This is a genomic window from Citrobacter portucalensis (assembly GCF_002042885.1).
GTDB classification, from domain to species: domain Bacteria; phylum Pseudomonadota; class Gammaproteobacteria; order Enterobacterales; family Enterobacteriaceae; genus Citrobacter; species Citrobacter portucalensis.
This window is the reverse complement of the sequence record NZ_MVFY01000012.1, coordinates 109,894-127,566: the sequence shown is the minus strand read 5'-3', so window position 1 is coordinate 127,566 and position 17,673 is coordinate 109,894. Positions and strand designations below refer to the sequence as shown.

General features: G+C 54.4%; 18 protein-coding genes. 14 read left to right on the top strand and 4 right to left on the bottom strand.

Annotation, left to right across the window (positions count from 1 at the left end):
• Positions 1-4: 4 nt before the first annotated feature.
• Together pmrA and pmrB are read left to right on the top strand one after the other, a co-directional pair.
• Entirely contained in the window at positions 5-673 is a 669-nt protein-coding gene (gene pmrA / locus BZK40_RS17950) for a two-component system response regulator PmrA (protein WP_008786966.1), read from the top strand.
• Positions 674-682: 9 nt separating this feature from the next.
• The gene (gene pmrB, locus BZK40_RS17945; RefSeq protein WP_095533155.1) at positions 683-1,756 is read left to right on the top strand and encodes a two-component system sensor histidine kinase PmrB; all 1,074 of its coding nucleotides are present in this window, start codon (positions 683-685) and stop codon (positions 1,754-1,756) included.
• On the opposite strand, the gene pmrR is transcribed toward pmrB, so the two are convergent.
• Positions 1,750-1,839: an LpxT activity modulator PmrR gene (pmrR, locus tag BZK40_RS17940; RefSeq protein WP_003826741.1), complete on the bottom strand. Its 90-nt coding sequence runs from the start codon at positions 1,837-1,839 to the stop codon at positions 1,750-1,752. The two genes, pmrB and pmrR, sit on opposite strands and share 7 nt — an antisense overlap.
• A gap of 465 nt (positions 1,840-2,304) precedes the next feature.
• Positions 2,305-3,807, bottom strand: a complete 1,503-nt coding sequence (gene proP / locus BZK40_RS17930) for a glycine betaine/L-proline transporter ProP (protein WP_003826737.1) — start codon at positions 3,805-3,807, stop codon at positions 2,305-2,307.
• Between the two features lie 699 nt (positions 3,808-4,506).
• On the opposite strand from proP, the gene kdgT reads away from it, so the two are divergent.
• Positions 4,507-5,505, top strand: a complete 999-nt coding sequence (kdgT, locus tag BZK40_RS17925) for a 2-keto-3-deoxygluconate transporter (protein ID WP_079935045.1) — start codon at positions 4,507-4,509, stop codon at positions 5,503-5,505.
• Between the two features lie 30 nt (positions 5,506-5,535).
• Here the strand turns inward: kdgT and BZK40_RS17920 are convergent, their stop codons facing one another.
• Both BZK40_RS17920 and crfC read right to left on the bottom strand, forming a co-directional pair.
• Positions 5,536-6,429 (bottom strand): diguanylate cyclase regulator RdcB family protein, encoded by an 894-nt coding sequence (locus BZK40_RS17920; RefSeq protein ID WP_079935044.1) that lies wholly within the window; start codon positions 6,427-6,429, stop codon positions 5,536-5,538.
• Complete coding sequence (gene crfC / locus BZK40_RS17915; RefSeq protein WP_079935043.1) at positions 6,426-8,783, bottom strand: clamp-binding protein CrfC; 2,358 nt, start codon at positions 8,781-8,783, stop codon at positions 6,426-6,428. The genes BZK40_RS17920 and crfC overlap by 4 nt, the downstream gene beginning before the upstream one ends.
• A 541-nt stretch (positions 8,784-9,324) precedes the next feature.
• Here crfC and BZK40_RS17910 point away from each other — a divergent pair.
• The 11 genes from BZK40_RS17910 to phnK all read left to right on the top strand — a co-directional run bounded on the left by BZK40_RS17910 (position 9,325) and on the right by phnK (position 17,575).
• Entirely contained in the window at positions 9,325-9,660 is a 336-nt protein-coding gene (locus BZK40_RS17910; RefSeq protein ID WP_003031835.1) for a zinc ribbon domain-containing protein YjdM, read from the top strand.
• A gap of 139 nt (positions 9,661-9,799) precedes the next feature.
• Entirely contained in the window at positions 9,800-10,249 is a 450-nt protein-coding gene (gene yjdN / locus BZK40_RS17905) for a VOC family metalloprotein YjdN (protein ID WP_032942129.1), read from the top strand.
• 132 nt (positions 10,250-10,381) lie between these two features.
• The gene (gene phnC / locus BZK40_RS17900) at positions 10,382-11,170 is read left to right on the top strand and encodes a phosphonate ABC transporter ATP-binding protein (protein ID WP_079935042.1); all 789 of its coding nucleotides are present in this window, start codon (positions 10,382-10,384) and stop codon (positions 11,168-11,170) included.
• Between the two features lie 23 nt (positions 11,171-11,193).
• Complete coding sequence (gene phnD, locus BZK40_RS17895; protein ID WP_008786961.1) at positions 11,194-12,210, top strand: phosphonate ABC transporter substrate-binding protein; 1,017 nt, start codon at positions 11,194-11,196, stop codon at positions 12,208-12,210.
• Between the two features lie 133 nt (positions 12,211-12,343).
• Positions 12,344-13,123, top strand: coding sequence for a phosphonate ABC transporter, permease protein PhnE (gene phnE, locus BZK40_RS17890; protein WP_016155398.1), 780 nt, complete (start codon positions 12,344-12,346; stop codon positions 13,121-13,123).
• Positions 13,124-13,143: 20 nt separating this feature from the next.
• Complete coding sequence (phnF, locus tag BZK40_RS17885) at positions 13,144-13,869, top strand: phosphonate metabolism transcriptional regulator PhnF (protein ID WP_079935041.1); 726 nt, start codon at positions 13,144-13,146, stop codon at positions 13,867-13,869.
• Positions 13,870-14,322 (top strand): phosphonate C-P lyase system protein PhnG, encoded by a 453-nt coding sequence (gene phnG / locus BZK40_RS17880; protein ID WP_079935040.1) that lies wholly within the window; start codon positions 13,870-13,872, stop codon positions 14,320-14,322. It abuts the gene before it with no gap.
• On the top strand, positions 14,319-14,915 hold the full coding sequence (gene phnH, locus BZK40_RS17875) for a phosphonate C-P lyase system protein PhnH (protein WP_008786957.1): 597 nt from the start codon (positions 14,319-14,321) through the stop codon (positions 14,913-14,915). Before phnG ends, phnH begins: the two co-directional genes overlap by 4 nt.
• Positions 14,915-15,982, top strand: a complete 1,068-nt coding sequence (locus tag BZK40_RS17870) for a carbon-phosphorus lyase complex subunit (protein ID WP_079935039.1) — start codon at positions 14,915-14,917, stop codon at positions 15,980-15,982. The genes phnH and BZK40_RS17870 overlap by 1 nt, the downstream gene beginning before the upstream one ends.
• Before the next feature lie 46 nt (positions 15,983-16,028).
• On the top strand, positions 16,029-16,820 hold the full coding sequence (gene phnJ, locus BZK40_RS17865) for an alpha-D-ribose 1-methylphosphonate 5-phosphate C-P-lyase PhnJ (protein ID WP_049259807.1): 792 nt from the start codon (positions 16,029-16,031) through the stop codon (positions 16,818-16,820).
• Positions 16,817-17,575, top strand: a complete 759-nt coding sequence (phnK, locus tag BZK40_RS17860; RefSeq protein WP_003844769.1) for a phosphonate C-P lyase system protein PhnK — start codon at positions 16,817-16,819, stop codon at positions 17,573-17,575. The genes phnJ and phnK overlap by 4 nt, the downstream gene beginning before the upstream one ends.
• Positions 17,576-17,673: the final 98 nt, after the last annotated feature.

Sequence of the window (17,673 nt, the reverse complement as noted above, 5' to 3'; positions counted from 1 at the left end):
ACGAATGAAAATTCTGATTGTTGAAGACGACACGTTGTTACTACAGGGACTGATACTCGCTGCACAAACAGAAGGCTACGCCTGTGATGGCGTGTCAACCGCCCGTGCAGCCGAGCAGTGTCTGGAGACCGGACATTACAGTCTGGTTGTTCTGGACCTGGGCTTGCCGGATGAAGACGGTTTGCACTTCCTGACCCGCATCAGACAGAAGAAATACTCTCTCCCCGTGCTGATCCTCACCGCCCGTGACACGCTCAAAGACCGGGTCAGCGGGCTGGACGTGGGTGCCGATGACTATCTGGTCAAACCGTTCGCACTGGAAGAACTGCACGCCCGCATCCGGGCACTTCTGCGTCGCCACAACAATCAGGGTGAAAGTGAATTAATTGTCAGCAATCTGACGCTGAATATCGGTCGTCGCCAGGTGTGGATGGACGGACAAGAGGTTATCTTAACGCCGAAAGAATACGCGCTCCTGTCACGCCTGATGCTCAAAGCGGGCAGCCCGGTACACCGGGAAATTTTGTATAACGACATCTACAGCTGGGATAACGAACCGTCTACCAACACGCTGGAAGTGCACATTCACAATCTGCGCGATAAAGTCGGAAAATCACGCATCCGCACGGTCAGGGGATTTGGCTATATGCTGGTCGCCACTGAGGAAAGCTAAGTGAAGCTGCTGCAATATCTAAAACGACCTCTCCCTCTTCGCCAACGGTTAATACTGACGATCGGTCTAATTCTGCTGGTCTTTCAGCTCATTAGCACCTTCTGGTTGTGGCACGAAAGTACCGAGCAAATACAGTTATTCGAACAGGCGCTGCGCGATAACCGTAACAACGATCGCCACATCATGCATGAGATCCGCGAGGCTATCGCCAGCCTGATCGTCCCCGGCATCTTTATGGTCAGCCTGACGCTGCTAATTTGCTACCAGGCGGTGCGACGTATTACCCGCCCTCTGGCAGATCTGCAAAAAGAGTTAGAGGCGCGAGCAGCCGATAACCTGGCCCCGATTGAAATTCACAGCTCAACCGTTGAGATCCAGGCCGTTGTCTCAGCGCTCAATGACCTGGTAACGCGGCTGACCAGCACTATTGAAAACGAACGTTTATTTACCGCCGATGTCGCCCACGAACTGCGCACACCGCTGTCAGGCGTTCGCCTGCATCTGGAATTATTATCCAAAACCCATAAGGTCGACGTTACGCCGTTGATTGCCCGCCTTGATCAAATGATGGACAGCGTATCGCAGCTGCTGCAACTCGCCCGCGTCGGGCAGTCGTTTTCAGCCGGGAGCTACCAGCATGTCAAACTGCTGGAGGACGTTATTCTGCCCTCCTACGATGAACTCAGCACCATGCTGGACCAACGTAAACAGACGCTGCTCCTGCCACAAAGCGCGGCGGACGTTGTCGTGCGTGGCGATGCTACGCTGTTGCGGATGCTGCTACGAAATCTGGTGGAAAACGCGCATCGTTACAGCCCGGAAGGCACCCTTATTACGATTAGCCTGAACACCGAGCATGATGCCGTCCTGGCCGTCGAAGATGAAGGGCCGGGCATTGATGAAAGTAAATGCGGGGAGTTAAGTAAAGCATTCGTCCGAATGGACAGCCGTTTTGGTGGGATTGGGCTGGGGCTGAGCATTGTCAGTCGCATCACCCAGTTACATCACGGGCATTTCTATCTGCAAAATCGCCAGGAAGCCAGCGGCACTCGCGCATGGGTGGAATTGGCGAAAAATCAGTAAGAGCTCACCCACACATACAAAAAGCTGCTGACGATCAGCACGCTGCACACGGTGGTCAAACTTTCATAAATACGGGTTTTCATGACACTCTCCTCCGAAACTATGGAGGAGAGTTTGCCTGACACAGATTAAGCCAACCTTAAGTTGATATCATAAGACACCTTATCCGGCCTACTGAGTACAATGCTGCCCGTAGGCCTGATAAACGTAGTGCCATCAGGCAATAACACGAATGCCCGGGCCATGCGCCGGATGGCGGCTAGCGCCTTATCCGGCCTACTGAGTACAACGCTGCCCGTAGGCCTGATAAACGTAGTGCCATCAGGCATTAACACGAATGCCCGGGCCATGCGCCGGATGGCGGCTAGCGCCTTATCCGGCCTACTGAGTACAACGCTGCCCGTAGGCCCGATAAGCGTAGTGCCATCAGGCAATAACACGAATGCCCTGGCTAGGCACCGGATGGCGGCTAGCGCCTTATCCGGCCTACGAAAGTACAACGCTGCCCGTAGGCCTGATAAACGTAGTGCCATCAGGCAATAACACCGTTACTCTTCAATACGCGGATGCTGCTGCACCAGACGCGTGCGCTTAACCTGTAGCTCAGCAATTTCCTGATCGATATCTTCGATTTTCTGTTCAATGTTATCGTAGTGTTCGCCGAGGATCTCTTTCGCTTCCTGAATATCCGAAGCAGCAGGTGTCGCGCCTTTCAGCGGCTGATTAGCCGTCTCTTTCATGGTCACGCCGGTAATCAAACCTACTACCGCAATCACCATCAGATAATAAGCGGGCATCATCAGATTCTGCGAGCTTTCCACCAGCCATGCGGCCAATGTCGGAGTCAGACCGGCGATCAATACCGAGATATTAAACGCGGCGGCCAGCGCACTGTAGCGAATATGCGTCGGGAACATCGCCGGTAACGTTGACGCCATCACCCCGGTAAAGCAGTTGAGGATCACCGCCAACATCAGCAACCCGGCGAAAATCAGGCCGATAACATTACTGTTAATCAGAATAAATGCCGGAATCGCCAGCACAAACAGCGCAATACTGCCCATTATCACAAACGGACGACGCCCGAAACGGTCGCTGAGCAACCCCATAATCGGCTGCACAAACAGCATACCAATCATGATGGCGATAATAATCAACACGCCGTGGTCTTCAGAGTAATGCAGGTTATGCGACAGATAGCTCGGCATATAGGTGAGCAGCATGTAGTAGGTGACGTTGGTGGCAATCACCAGACCAACACATGCCAACAGGCTGCGCCAGTGCTTAGTCGCAATCTCTTTAAACGAGACCTTAGGACCTTCCTGCAGACCCTGACGATCGCCCTGCTCCAGTTTATCCACGTGCTGCTGGAACGCCGGCGTCTCTTCCAGCGCATGGCGCAGGTACAAACCAATCAGCCCTAACGGTAGCGCCAGGAAGAACGGAATACGCCAGCCCCACTCAAGGAAGTTATCCTCGCCGACGATAGTTGAGATCAGGACCACCACGCCCGCGCCCAGCACAAACCCGGCAATCGAGCCGAAGTCCAGCCAACTGCCCATAAATCCGCGCTTACGGTCTGGCGAGTACTCTGCGACAAAAATCGATGCCCCGGTATACTCTCCGCCGACCGAGAACCCCTGCGCCATCTTACACAGCAACAGCAGAATCGGTGCCCAGATACCAATTGAGGCATACGAGGGAATAAGACCGATACAGAAGGTACTGATCGACATAATCACGATGGTGATAGCGAGTATCTTCTGACGACCGTATTTATCGCCGAGCATACCGAAGAACAATCCGCCAAGCGGTCGAATCAGAAAGGGAACAGAGAAGGTGGCGAGTGCGGCAACCATCTGCACGCTGGGGTCAGCCCCCGGGAAGAACACTTTACCTAATGCGTAAGCAACAAATCCATAAACACCAAAATCGAACCACTCCATCGCATTACCTAACGACGCTGCGGTAATGGCTTTTCGCAATTTACCGTCATCAATGATGGTAACGTCGCGCAGCGTTATCGGTTTTATTTTTTTCCTTTTTAGCATACTCGTCCTCATAGACTTAGCCCTGTCACGCTCCAGTTCGAGTCCCCTAACGCCCATGCGTCAGGGTCATCACCGAGCGGGGAACGCACAGGCGCATTCCCTGTAACAAGCGTAGCAGGTTTACTTACACTGACGAGAAACGCACAGTACAACCGAACCTGTTGACGCCTGATTGGGCGGTTAATGACCTCTTTACCCTAACAGCGTTTAAATTTGTGATCAACTTCACATATAGTTTTTCATTTCGTCAACATGCGTAAATTAGGTCATTCTTAGTCAGCTTTTTTACATGTAATGCTTGCGATTTAATGACAATTAAATACAAGAATAAATCGCTTTATTGCACCAACAATCACAGCGGTCACTATTATTCTGCTAGCAAAAAAACCACCTAATCCCTTCACAAAAAGATCACAGCTTTTTTAATAATCATGGTGCTTAAGAACTTTTGCGCGGAATATGTGATGAAGATAACTAAAACATCGTTTTATTTTGATTGAATCAATGTTCCCATGAATGCAAACTAATTCCAGACGCAATATCCCTGGGAGCAGCAACACGCTCAACGTATGCCGCGTTAGATTTTATAAAACAAAGAGATAGCGATTTTCTTTGTTAAGAAATACCAGTAACCATTTGAATTTATTAATTTTTACCCTCTTGCGCGAGTTTTAGCAGCGACAAGACATGAGGACGTTTATGAAAATTAAAGCCACGATTGAACGCATCCCCGGCGGAATGATGTTGATTCCTCTGTTATTAGGCGCAGTGTTAAATACGTTAGCTCCGGATACCGGTGCGTATTTCGGTTCGTTTACCAAAGGAATGATCAGCGGAACGGTACCGATTCTGGCAGTGTGGTTTTTTTGTATCGGCGCATCTATTGATTTGCGGGCAACCGGTACGGTATTACGCAAGTCCGGTACGCTGGTAATAACCAAAATAGCCGTGGCTTGGGTAGTGGCAATGATTGCTGCTTCATTTATTCCTGATACCGGTATTCAAACCGGGTTCTTTGCAGGTCTCTCAGTTTTGGCAATTGTCTCCGCAATGGACATGACCAACGGTGGTTTGTACGCCAGCCTGATGAACCAGTACGGCACCAAAGAAGAGTCCGGCGCATTTGTGTTGATGTCTCTGGAATCCGGTCCGTTAATGACCATGGTGATCCTCGGCTCTGCGGGTCTGGCCTCCTTCGAGCCACACCATTTCATCGGCGCGGTATTACCGTTCCTGATTGGCTTTACGTTGGGCAACCTGGATCACGACCTGCGTTCTTTCTTCAGCAAAGCCACACCGGTGCTGATCCCGTTCTTCGGCTTCGCGTTGGGTAACACTATTAACCTGAGCGTGATCGTTGATACCGGTCTGCTGGGTATCCTGCTGGGTGTCGCGGTTATCGTCATCACCGGTATCCCGCTGATTATTGCTGACCGTGTTATTGGTGGCGGGAACGGTACGGCAGGCGTCGCAGCCTCTTCAGCAGCAGGTGCTGCGGTAGCAAACCCGGTGATTATCGCCCAGATTAACCCGGCGTTCGAACCGGTAGCTGCATCCGCTACGGCGCTGGTTGCCGCCAGCGTAATTGTCACCGCCATTCTGGTGCCGATTATCACCGCGCTGTATGCCAAACGTTTTAATAAAAACCGGGTCGCCAACGAAGCGGTGGCCACCCCGGCAGACTCTTTGCACCACTAAACCTGCCTTTATCCTACTCACCAGCCCTGCTCAATTGACGAGCAGGGTCGGTGCAAAAATCTCCTCAACCATCGCATCGACCAGCCGCTTTGCCGAACACAATCGCGGCATTCCCAGCGCCACATTTTGCCAACGCTGCGTCACCGACCAGCTCACAGGATGGCGTTGCGCATCGCACCAGCTCCCCAGCCAGCTCAGCATATCGTTATACTCGCCCGATCCGCCGACAGCTGGCGTGCTGAGCCAATGATGATAGTAATGACGCGTAGCAGGCGCTGCATTCACGCTATCCGCCAACGCCTGAGCCGCCATGGTTCGCAGGTTGTCTTTTAGCATTAACACCACATCGGCATTCGCTAACCGGCAGGCATCACCAAAAGCACCCCAACGTAGCTCCTCCAGCGCGACAAAACAGCGTCCTGGTAACGACCAGCCGTCATACGCGCCAGCCCGCCAGCGGGTAAAAATTTGTTCGCTATGCTCGCCCGCCTGAACCGTCAGGCCGCGCTGGGTCAGCGCCTTCTCTTTATACGCCGCGCGTTGGGTAAACCAGTCAGTCAGTGAATTTATTTGCTGTAAAAGACCGGGGGTTGAAAGCCCACGCGGGTGTTCTGTTTGTTGCAAAAACATCAGCCCTTCGACGATCCGTACCAGCGCCAGATGACCCGGGTCAATCATGCCTGCCAGCTTCTCCACCAGCTTAAGGCGCATCACCAGATGCTCGCTGGACACTCCCGCCATCACCCACGCACGCAGTTGCGTCTGGGATAACACTTCCTGCGTCAGACGCGCGCGCAGCCGCTGCTGCTGTTGCAGAAAACCGCCGGAACGTTTGGTTTCATCTCCCTGAACCAGATCGACCATAAACTTCGGGTAGACACACTCCAGCGTCCTCCCGGGGCCTTCCAGTAAAACGTTAGTCATGTGTGCTCGGTTGCAAAAAGGGTATTGATATCGTCACGCAGCAATCGGGAATCTTCATAAAGCCATGCCGCAATCGTAATGCGCTGCTGCAATTGCTCATTCATTGCATTCACCGCGGATTCATTTTGTTGGCGTAGCGTCAGACTCTCACTCAGACTCGCCTGCAATTGCGCCAGGCACAGAGAGAAATCAGCAAAAAATGTGGCCATGCCAGCCGTAACGGAAATATCGACCTGAGCAGCTAAAGCTTTACGAATTTGTTGGCAAAACTGGGAGACGTACTGCACAAGGTTTTTATGCAATGCGCCCATATCAATGAGATAACGCGTTTTTGTTTCGACGTAATCATTCCATCCCCAGTTGGGTTGATTTAGCCAACGAGAGAAAGTGTCACGCACCACACCGCCAGTAGACGGCGCATTTTCTGCCGGAATATCCTGCTCAATGGCCTCGTTAAACAATTGGCGGGTATTGAAATTAAACATCGCCGTATGGAACGCTGGAAAACGGATCCGCGCACGAAAACCGGCGTGGTTTAGCTCCTCCTTCACCCTTTGTTCAATTGGTCGCATCGCGTCATTTAGCGCCCGGGAGAGCGTCGACTCAAGCTGTTCAAAACGCAGGGCTAAGTCCCGGCTGATGCTTTCCTGCGCCGCCAGCAATACCCCCTCACAGGATGAGCGAATTTTATCTAACAAAATTTTCGCCTGCCCTTCATCGTGCAGCACCAACATTTCTCCGGCCATTTCTGCCGTATTCACAGCAGTCCCCAGACCGTGTTGTGACATCATCAGGACGTTTTCTTTGACAAAGAACGTGTTGATACCGCAAAGAATCTCAGTCTGTTGCTCACTGAGATAGGCAGCAGCAGCCTCCAGCGCCAGTTCTACTTCATGGCTGACTTCATCGCTCACCCGCCCCTGGCTCACTTCTAACTGCTGCATATCCTCTTCAATATGCGTGATGTTCAGCCGCAGTTTGTCATAGGCGACCGTTAACCCGTGGGCGCGAAATTCCAGATATTCGTGCACGCTTTGTGCATAGTTCAATAACTTATGTGACGCAGAGCGAAGTGCATACAACGAAGCATTGGCATAAGCCGCGTGAATCACTTTCTGGATCGGCTGTTCAAACAGCGAGTCTTCCCACAACAGGTCGGCGGCATGGCGGATGTGTTCCGTATCGTCAAGATCGGTGGTGCGCCAGCGTCTGCCAAGCGCCGCTTCGGCAAAATCCTGCACCCAACGTTGCTCCTGATGATCCGGCAGTCGCCCGCGCGTCGTCAGCTCATGACGCGCCCTGTTCGCCAGATAGCCCCACATTGAGGAGACCGGATAAATTCTTTCAGGGGCGATTCCGCCTTGCATCAACGTGCCGGAAATCAACGCCCGCACCTGTTCTTCATCATCACTGTTGCGGTCTTTCTGATCGAACTTGTTCACCAGCGCATACAGCGGTACTGACTTGCCGACCGCCATAATCGCCTGACGCACTTCCTCATCGGAAATCGATTTCAGTTGGGTGTAATCCAACACCGCCAGCACCGCAGAGGCCCGCACCAGCTGTTCATTGAGCATTTTTTGTAAGTGCGGTTGTCCTGCCTCGTTCGGCCCCGGCGTATCCAGCAGCGTTAATTGCCCTGGGTAGCTTGCCTGTCCGGCCAAATGGACAAACTCAACTTCAATAACCGGAATATGCTCAATCGCGGCATAGGCGGCAAAAGGAAAATCAACGTCCAATGCTTTTGACAGGCGCACCAGGTCGTTCAGGCTTTTAAGGCAATGGAAAATAGGCTGTGCGCCAAGATAATACCGTTCAAATGCCACACCATTTTCAATATGTTGCAGCAGGACATTCATATCCTTGTCAATTTCCAGGGTCTGCGTAAGACGCAGGCGATCGCACTCGCGCACGCGCTGCTGCAAAACCTTCATTAAGGCATCGATCGGCGCGACATGTGAAAAATGCAGCACCGGCTCTTTCTGCCCCGGCGTATGGCGTATTAGCGTTGGTAACGCCGTCATGGGGCGATTACGATTAGGTAACACCTCTGTCCCCACAATCGCGTTAATCGTCGTCGATTTTCCCGCTTTCATCGTGCCAACAATCGCCAACACCATTTCCAGACGCGTAATCTTGCGCAGCTCATTATTGAGCGTTGCTTGCTGGACATCCATGCCACGCGCGCTGAAATGCAGGGGCTGAACAACCTGACTGCTATGCTCTCCTTGTTTTAGCGCGACATCATCCAACGACGTCATAGGCAATTTTTGCAATTGCCTGAGATGTTCAAGCGAGAGCATCAGCAAGCGTTCCGCTTCCTGACTTAATTCATATATTGTCTGTGTGTGCATGGAAAATTTTTCCTTAACGCAAATGGCATTGCTTTTATTTAGCCCAATCGTTTTATTTATAGATTTTTTGGCTTTTATAATTACGTATAGAAATAATTAAAATCAAAACAACCAATTGATATTATTAAAATAAATTTGGTGTATAACCGCTGGCCTGATGCCTCTCACTTATGAAAATAAGTAAGAAAGATAGACAGCGTAGTTCAGTTTTAAAAAATGCCAGCGGAATCCCCCTACTAAATTTAAGGGGTTCAATGATATTCAATCACAATGACTTAGGCATCTCTAAGCAATGTTACCTATGAATATCAGATATTTCGCCTCACCTTATCTTAAATATCTAAGCGTAGCAATTTCCCTTAAAAAATATTCCGCCATACTTTCATTGAGGTGAAAGCAGAGGGTCTTTACAGCAGATCATTTTGCGTAATCGCGCAGTAGTCCCGACAAATGCAGGGATTTTATGTATAATTGCGGCCTTTTTCGGCAATCTGCCATTTTTTGGGCGCATTTGCCCCTGCTGACTTTTGAGGAAATCCACATGTCATTACCACACTGCCCGCAATGCAACTCCGAATACACTTACGAAGATAACGGCATGTTCATCTGCCCGGAATGCGCTCACGAATGGAACGATGCTGAACCGGCGCAGGACAGCGACGAACTGATCGTTAAAGATGCCAACGGCAACCTGCTGGCTGACGGCGACAGCGTTACCGTCGTGAAAGACCTGAAGGTAAAAGGTAGCTCTTCCATGCTGAAGATTGGTACCAAAGTGAAAAACATTCGTTTGGTTGAAGGTGACCACAACATCGATTGCAAAATCGATGGCTTTGGCCCAATGAAGCTGAAATCTGAGTTTGTGAAAAAGAACTGATGCAAATTGCCTGATAGCGCGACGCTAATCAGGTCAACACCAGCTCATCTGCCAGGCGGGAAGCTCATACTTCCCGCCTGGTTTATTTTTGCAGACGCTAACTACACTTAATTGGCTTCTTTTACCTGAGGTAAAGATTATGCCGTTAAGTCCCTATATCTCCTTTGCAGGCAACTGCGCTGACGCTATCGCCTACTATCAAAAAACGTTAGGCGCTGAGCTACTCTACAAAATCAACTTCGGTGAAATGCCCAAATCGGCGCAGGATAGCGAAGATGGTTGCCCTTCAGGCTTGAAATTCCCCGACACTGCCATCGCCCACGCCAACCTGCGCGTTGCGGGCAGTGACATCATGATGAGCGATAGCGCCCCGGACGGAAATGCTCACTACTCTGGCTTCACGCTGGTGCTCGACACGCAAAACGTCGATGAAGGCAAACGCTGGTTTGATAATCTGGCAGCAAACGGAAAAATCGAAATGGACTGGCAGGAAACCTTCTGGGCCCACGGTTTCGGTAAAGTGAGCGACCAGTATGGCGTGCCGTGGATGATCAACGTTGTCAAACAACAGCAACCCCCTACAGAGTAATCCAACGGGAGGCCAGCCCTCCCGTACTGTCATCAAATAGCGCTCAACTCTTCATCGTCGAGTAACCATCCCTTAACGAAAACGTCACATTGATCCGCCACGATGGGGCCACTTTTTTAGGGAGGCCGCATCATGCAAACGATTATTCGCGTCGAGAAACTCTCCAAGTCCTTCAATCAACATCAGGCGCTCAATGCGGTTGATCTGAACATCTGTTCCGGCGAGATGGTGGCTCTGCTTGGGCCGTCTGGCTCCGGCAAATCCACCCTTTTACGTCATTTAAGCGGTTTGATCACCGGTGATAAATCCCCCGGCAGCCGCGTCGAGCTGCTGGGCCGCACCGTTCAACATGAAGGCCGCCTGGCGCGCGATATCCGCAAAAGCCGCGCCCACACCGGCTACATCTTCCAGCAGTTCAATCTGGTGAACCGCCTGACAGTGCTGGAGAACGTCCTGATTGGCGCGCTCGGCAGCACACCGTTCTGGCGTACCTGTTTTAGCTGGTTTAGCCAGGAACAAAAACAGCGTGCATTACAGGCGCTGACCCGCGTGGGCATGGCGCACTTTGCATACCAGCGCGTTTCCACGCTTTCGGGCGGTCAGCAGCAGCGCGTTGCAATCGCCCGCGCGCTGATGCAGCAGGCCAAAGTGATCCTCGCCGATGAGCCGATTGCTTCGCTGGACCCGGAATCCGCCCGCATCGTGATGGACACCCTACGCGACATAAACCAGACCGACGGCATCACCGTGGTCGTCACGCTGCATCAGGTGGATTACGCCCTGCGCTACTGCGAACGCATCATCGCGCTGCGCCAGGGCAACGTCTTCTTTGATGGCAGCAGCCAGCATTTTGATAACGATCGTTTTGACCATCTCTACCGCAGCATGAACCGCGTCGAACAGAACGCGCAGGCTGCCTGACATCCCCACAATGAGGAATGGAAATGAGCTATAAGACCGTTGCCGCGCTGGCCTTCACCAGCATGTTTAGTCTCAGCACACTGCTCACCCCGGCCCATGCCGAAGAGCAAGAAAAAGCGCTGAACTTTGGCATTATTTCGACCGAATCACAGCAAAACCTGAAACCGCAGTGGGAACCGTTCCTGAAGGACATGGAAAAATCACTGGGCGTGAAAGTGAACGCCTTCTTCGCCCCGGACTACGCCGGGATCATCCAGGGAATGCGCTTTAACAAAGTTGATATCGCCTGGTACGGCAACCTCTCGGCAATGGAAGCGGTGGATCGCGCTAACGGGCAAGTGTTTGCCCAGACCGTCGCCGCCGACGGATCCCCAGGTTACTGGAGCGTGTTGATCGTTAACAAAGACAGCCCGATCAATAACCTGAACGATCTGATCGCCAAACGTAAGGATCTGACCTTCGGCAACGGCGATCCCAACTCAACGTCAGGCTTCCTCGTCCCCGGCTACTACGTCTTCGCCAAAAACAACATTTCCGCCAGCGACTTCAAACGCACCGTTAACGCCGGACACGAAACCAACGCGCTGGCCGTCGCCAACAAGCAGGTCGATGTCGCCACCAACAACACCGAAAACCTCGACAAGCTGAAAACTTCCGCGCCGGAAAAACTGAAAGAACTGAAGGTGATCTGGAAGTCGCCGCTGATCCCGGGCGATCCGATCGTCTGGCGTAAAAACCTCTCCGAAACCACCAAGGACAAGGTGTACGACTTCTTTATGAATTACGGCAAAACGCCGGAACAGAAAACCGTACTGGAACGCCTGGGATGGGCACCGTTCCGCGCCTCCAGCGATCTGCAACTGGTGCCGATTCGCCAGCTGGCACTGTTTAAAGAGATGCAGGGTGTGAAGGACAACAAAGGGCTGAACGAGGAAGAGAAAACCAGCAAAACCTCGGCATTGAAAGCGCAACTCGATGACCTTGACCGTCTGACCGCCGCACTGGGCGCTATGACCAGCGTCACCAAAGCGGTGCAGTAAACCTGGTGACCAAATTGTAGGCCTGATAAGCGCAGCGCCATCAGGCAATGCAAGGGATTCCATGCCGGATGGCGGTGCCAGCACCTTATCCGGCCTACAACAGACCCGAAACATCGACACCCAGGAGCTAAACATGCAAACCATCACCGTCGCCCCGCCCAAACGTAGCTGGTTCTCGCTGCTGAGCTGGGCCATTCTTCTCGCCGTGCTGGTGGTCTCGTGGAAAGGTGCCGAAATGGCCCCGCTCACGCTGATCCAGGATTCCGGCAATATGGCGACCTTCGCCGCCGACTTCTTCCCGCCGGACTTCAGCCAGTGGCAGGACTATCTCGGTGAAATGGCCGTCACCCTGCAAATTGCCGTCTGGGGGACTGCCCTCGCCGTTGTGCTGTCGATTCCCTTCGGCCTGATGTGCGCCGATAACCTCGTGCCGTGGTGGATTTACCAGCCGATGCGTCGCCTGATGGACGCCTGCCGCGCCATCAATGAAATGGTCTTCGCCATGCTGTTCGTGGTCGCCGTCGGGTTAGGCCCATTCGCCGGGGTGATGGCGCTGTTTATCCACACTACCGGGGTGCTCTCCAAACTGCTTTCTGAAGCGGTAGAAGCTATTGAGCCAGGTCCGGTAGAAGGCATTCGCGCCACCGGTGCCAACAAAATTGAAGAGATTCTGTACGGCGTTCTGCCACAGGTCATGCCGCTGCTTATCTCCTACTCGCTGTATCGCTTTGAATCCAACGTTCGCTCGGCCACGGTGGTCGGAATGGTGGGTGCAGGCGGTATTGGCGTGACCTTATGGGAAGCGATTCGCGGCTTTCAGTTCCAGCAAACCTGCGCCCTGATGGTGTTAATCATCGTCACCGTCAGCCTGTTGGATTTCCTTTCCCAGCGTTTGCGTAAGCACTTTATCTGATTAGCGAGGCATTGATTGCTATGCACTTGTCTACACATCCGACCAGTTATCCAACGCGTTATCAGGAAATTGCCGCGAGACTTGAGCAGGAGCTACGTCAACATTATCGCTGCGGTGACTATCTGCCCGCCGAGCATCAGCTTGCCGCGCGCTACGAGGTAAACCGCCACACCCTGCGCCGCGCCATTGACCAGTTGGTTGAACGCGGTTGGGTTCAGCGTCGCCAGGGCGTCGGCGTGCTGGTGCTGATGCGCCCGTTCGATTACCCGCTTAATGCCCAGGCGCGCTTTAGTCAGAATCTGCTGGACCAGGGCAGCCATCCCACCAGCGAAAAACTGCTGGCGGTGCTGCGTCCGGCCTCCAGCCACATTGCCGATGCGCTCAGCATAAACGAGGGCGATAACGTGATTCACCTGCGCACCCTGCGCCGGGTTAACGGCATCGCACTGTGCCAGATCGACCACTATTTTTCCGACCTCTCGCTGTGGCCGCTGATGCAAGGCTTCAACAGCGGTTCGCTGCATGACTACCTGCGCGAACAGTCCGGTCTGACGCTGCTACGCACGCAAACGCGCATCAGCGCCCGCCGTGCGCAGGCCAAAGAGAGCAAGGTGCTGGAAATCCCCAATATGGCGCCGCTGCTGTGCGTGCGCACCCTGAACCACCGTGAAGGCGAAGAACACGCGGCGGAATACTCCGTCAGCCTGACCCGCGCCGACATGATCGAATTCACTATGGAGCACTGAATGCATTTCGATACCGCCACCCGCCAGCGCTGGATGCGCGCGCTGGCTTACAGCAATGCCGATGCCCTGAACGCCCGCATCACCGCGCTCAAACTGACGCCGGACTATGAACTTATCCGCGCCCCGGAAAGCGGACTGATGCAGATCCAGGCCCGTATGGGCGGTACCGGCAACCGCTTCTTTGCCGGTGACACCACGCTAACTCGCGCAGTGGTAAGTCTGAAGAGCGGCACGCTGGGTTACAGCTACCTGCTGGGACGCAATAAACAACATGCCGAGCAGTGCGCGGTGATTGACGCACTGCTGCAGGAACAAACGCATTTCCAGAACCTAATGGAAACCTTAATTGCCCCGCTGGAAGCGGAACGCGATGCGCTGATTAACGCACGCCGTGCCGAAGTCAACGCCAGCCGGGTCGACTTCTTCACGCTGGTACGCGGAGATAACGCATGACACGATCTACAGCACTTCTGACCGCTTTTAATTTACCCGTTCAGGATGCTCAGCAGAGCTTTCGTCGCCTGCTGAAAGCCATGAGCGAACCGGGCGTAATCGTCGCCCTGCATCAACTGAAACACGGCTGGCAGCCGCTGGGTCTGGCGACCACCAGCGTGCTGCTGACCCTGGTCGATGGCGACACGCCGGTCTGGCTGGCGCCGTCGATGGATAACGATATTGCCCGCCAGAACCTGCGTTTTCATACAAACGCGCCGCTGGTGGATCAGCCGCAGCTGGCGGCCTTTGCCGTCGCCGACGAGCGCATCAGCAGCGAACAGCTTAACGCCCTCTCCGCCGGTTCAGCCGTCGCGCCAGAGACCAGCGCCACGCTGATTGTGCAGGTCTCTGGCTTAAGCGGCGGACGCATGCTGCGTCTGACCGGCGCGGGCATCGCCGAAGAGCGCATGATCGCGCCACAGCTGCCGGAATGCCTGATTCATGAACTCACCGAACGCCCGCACCCGTTCCCACTGGGGGTCGATCTGATCCTCACCTGCGGCGAACGCCTGCTGGCTATTCCGCGAACCACCCATGTGGAGGTGTGCTGATGTACGTCGCCGTCAAAGGGGGCGAAAAGGCGATAGCCAACGCCCACGCCCTGCAGGAAAACCGACGCCGGGGCGATGAAACCATTGCTGAACTGAGCGTGGCGCAAATCGAACAGCAGATGAACCTGGCCGTTGACCGGGTGATGACCGAAGGCGGTATTGCCGACCGTGAACTGGCGGCACTGGCGCTGAAGCAGGCCAGCGGCGATAACGTCGAAGCCATCTTTTTGCTCCGCGCCTACCGCACTACGCTGGCAAAAGTGGCGGTCAGTGAACCGGTTAACAGCGCAGAAATGCGCCTTGAGCGCCGAATCTCGGCGGTCTACAAAGATATTCCCGGCGGGCAACTGTTGGGTCCAACCTATGACTACACCCATCGCCTGCTGGATTTTACCCTGCTGGCCAATGGCGAAACGCCGCCTCTGCGCAGCGCAGACGGCGTGCAGGATGCCTCCCCGCACGTCTTTTCCCTGCTGGCCAACCAGGGGCTGGCAAAGCGTGAAGAGGATGATGGCGCGACACCCGACGACATCACCCGCACACCGCCGGTTTATCCCTGTTCACGTGCTTCACGCCTGCAACAGCTGATGCGCGGCGACGAAGGCTATCTGCTGGCGCTGGCCTACTCCACCCAGCGCGGCTACGGGCGCAACCACCCGTTTGCCGCCGAAATCCGCAGCGGCTATGTGGCACTGGAAACCGTACCGGAAGAGCTGGGATTTGCGGTGAACGTCGGCGAACTGCTGATGACCGAATGCGAAATGGTGAACGGGTTTGTCGCACCAGAAAACGAATCTCCCCATTTTACCCGCGGCTACGGGCTGGTGTTCGGTATGAGCGAACGTAAAGCGATGGCGATGGCGCTGGTGGACCGCGCCCTACAGGCAGCCGAATACGATGAAACGGTCACAGGACCGGCGCAGGACGAAGAGTTCGTGCTGGCGCATGCGGATAACGTCGAGGCGGCGGGTTTTGTTTCGCACCTCAAACTTCCCCATTACGTCGATTTCCAGGCCGAACTGGAACTGCTCAAACGCCTGCAACAGGAGGCCACCCGTGACCACTAACCTCTCCGGCTACAACTTTGCCTATCTTGATGAGCAGACCAAACGCATGATCCGCCGCGCAATTCTGAAAGCGGTGGCAATCCCGGGTTACCAGGTCCCGTTTGGCGGACGTGAAATGCCGATGCCCTACGGCTGGGGAACCGGCGGTATTCAGCTTACCGCCAGCGTGATTGGCGAGCCGGACGTATTGAAGGTGATTGACCAGGGCGCGGATGACACCACCAACGCCGTGTCGATTCGTAATTTCTTCAAGCGTGTGACCGGGGTGAATACCACTGAGCGTACGGAAGATGCGACGCTGATCCAGACCCGCCACCGCATCCCGGAAACGCCGCTGGTGGAAGATCAGATAATCATCTTCCAGGTACCGATCCCTGAGCCGCTGCGCTTTATCGAACCGCGTGAAACGGAAACTCGCACCATGCACGCGCTGGAAGAGTACGGCATCATGCAGGTGAAACTGTATGAAGATATCGCCCGCTTCGGCCATATCGCCACCACTTACGCCTATCCGGTGAAGGTCAATGACCGCTACGTCATGGACCCGTCGCCCATCCCGAAATTCGACAATCCAAAGATGGACATGATGCCAGCCCTGCAACTGTTTGGCGCTGGCCGCGAAAAGCGTATCTATGCCGTTCCACCTTACACCCGCGTGGAAAGCCTCGATTTCGACGATCACCCGTTTACCGTGCAGAGCTGGGATGAGCCTTGCGCCATCTGCGGCTCAACCCACAGCTATCTCGATGAAGTGGTGCTCGATGACACCGGCAAACGCATGTTTGTCTGCTCCGACACCGACTACTGCCGCCAACAGAGCGAGGCCCTCAGCAAATGACGCAACCGCTGCTTTCAGTCAACAACCTGACCCATCTCTACGCGCCGGGCAAGGGCTTCAGCGATGTCTCTTTTGACCTGTGGCCAGGCGAAGTGCTGGGCATCGTCGGCGAGTCCGGTTCCGGCAAAACCACGCTGCTGAAATCGATCTCTTCACGGCTGACGCCGCAGAGCGGTGAGATTTTGTATCAGAACCGTTCGCTGTACGGCATGAACGAGGCCGACCGTCGCCGTCTGCTGCGCACCGAATGGGGCGTGGTGCATCAGCATCCGCTGGATGGCTTGCGCCGTCAGGTCTCCGCAGGCGGCAATATCGGCGAACGTCTGATGGCCACCGGCGCACGTCACTACGGCGACATCCGCGCCACCGCGCAGCGCTGGCTGGAGGAGGTAGAGATCCCTGCCTCGCGTATCGACGATCTACCCACCACCTTTTCCGGCGGCATGCAGCAGCGCCTGCAGATTGCCCGCAACCTCGTCACCCATCCCAAACTGGTGTTTATGGACGAACCTACCGGCGGGCTGGACGTTTCCGTACAGGCCAAACTGCTGGACCTGCTGCGCGGCCTGGTGGTGGAACTGGATCTGGCGGTAGTGATTGTCACCCACGATTTGGGCGTCGCGCGCCTGCTGGCCGACCGTTTACTGGTGATGAAGCAAGGTCAGGTGGTGGAAAGTGGGTTAACCGACCGCGTGCTCGACGACCCGCATCATCCGTATACCCAGTTGCTGGTGTCGTCGGTGTTGCAGAACTGATTTTTTGTTGTGCCGGATGGCGGCTGCGCCTTATCCGGCCTACGGAGTGGCATTGGTTGTAGGCCTGATAAGCGAAGCGCCATCAGGCAATCGAACGC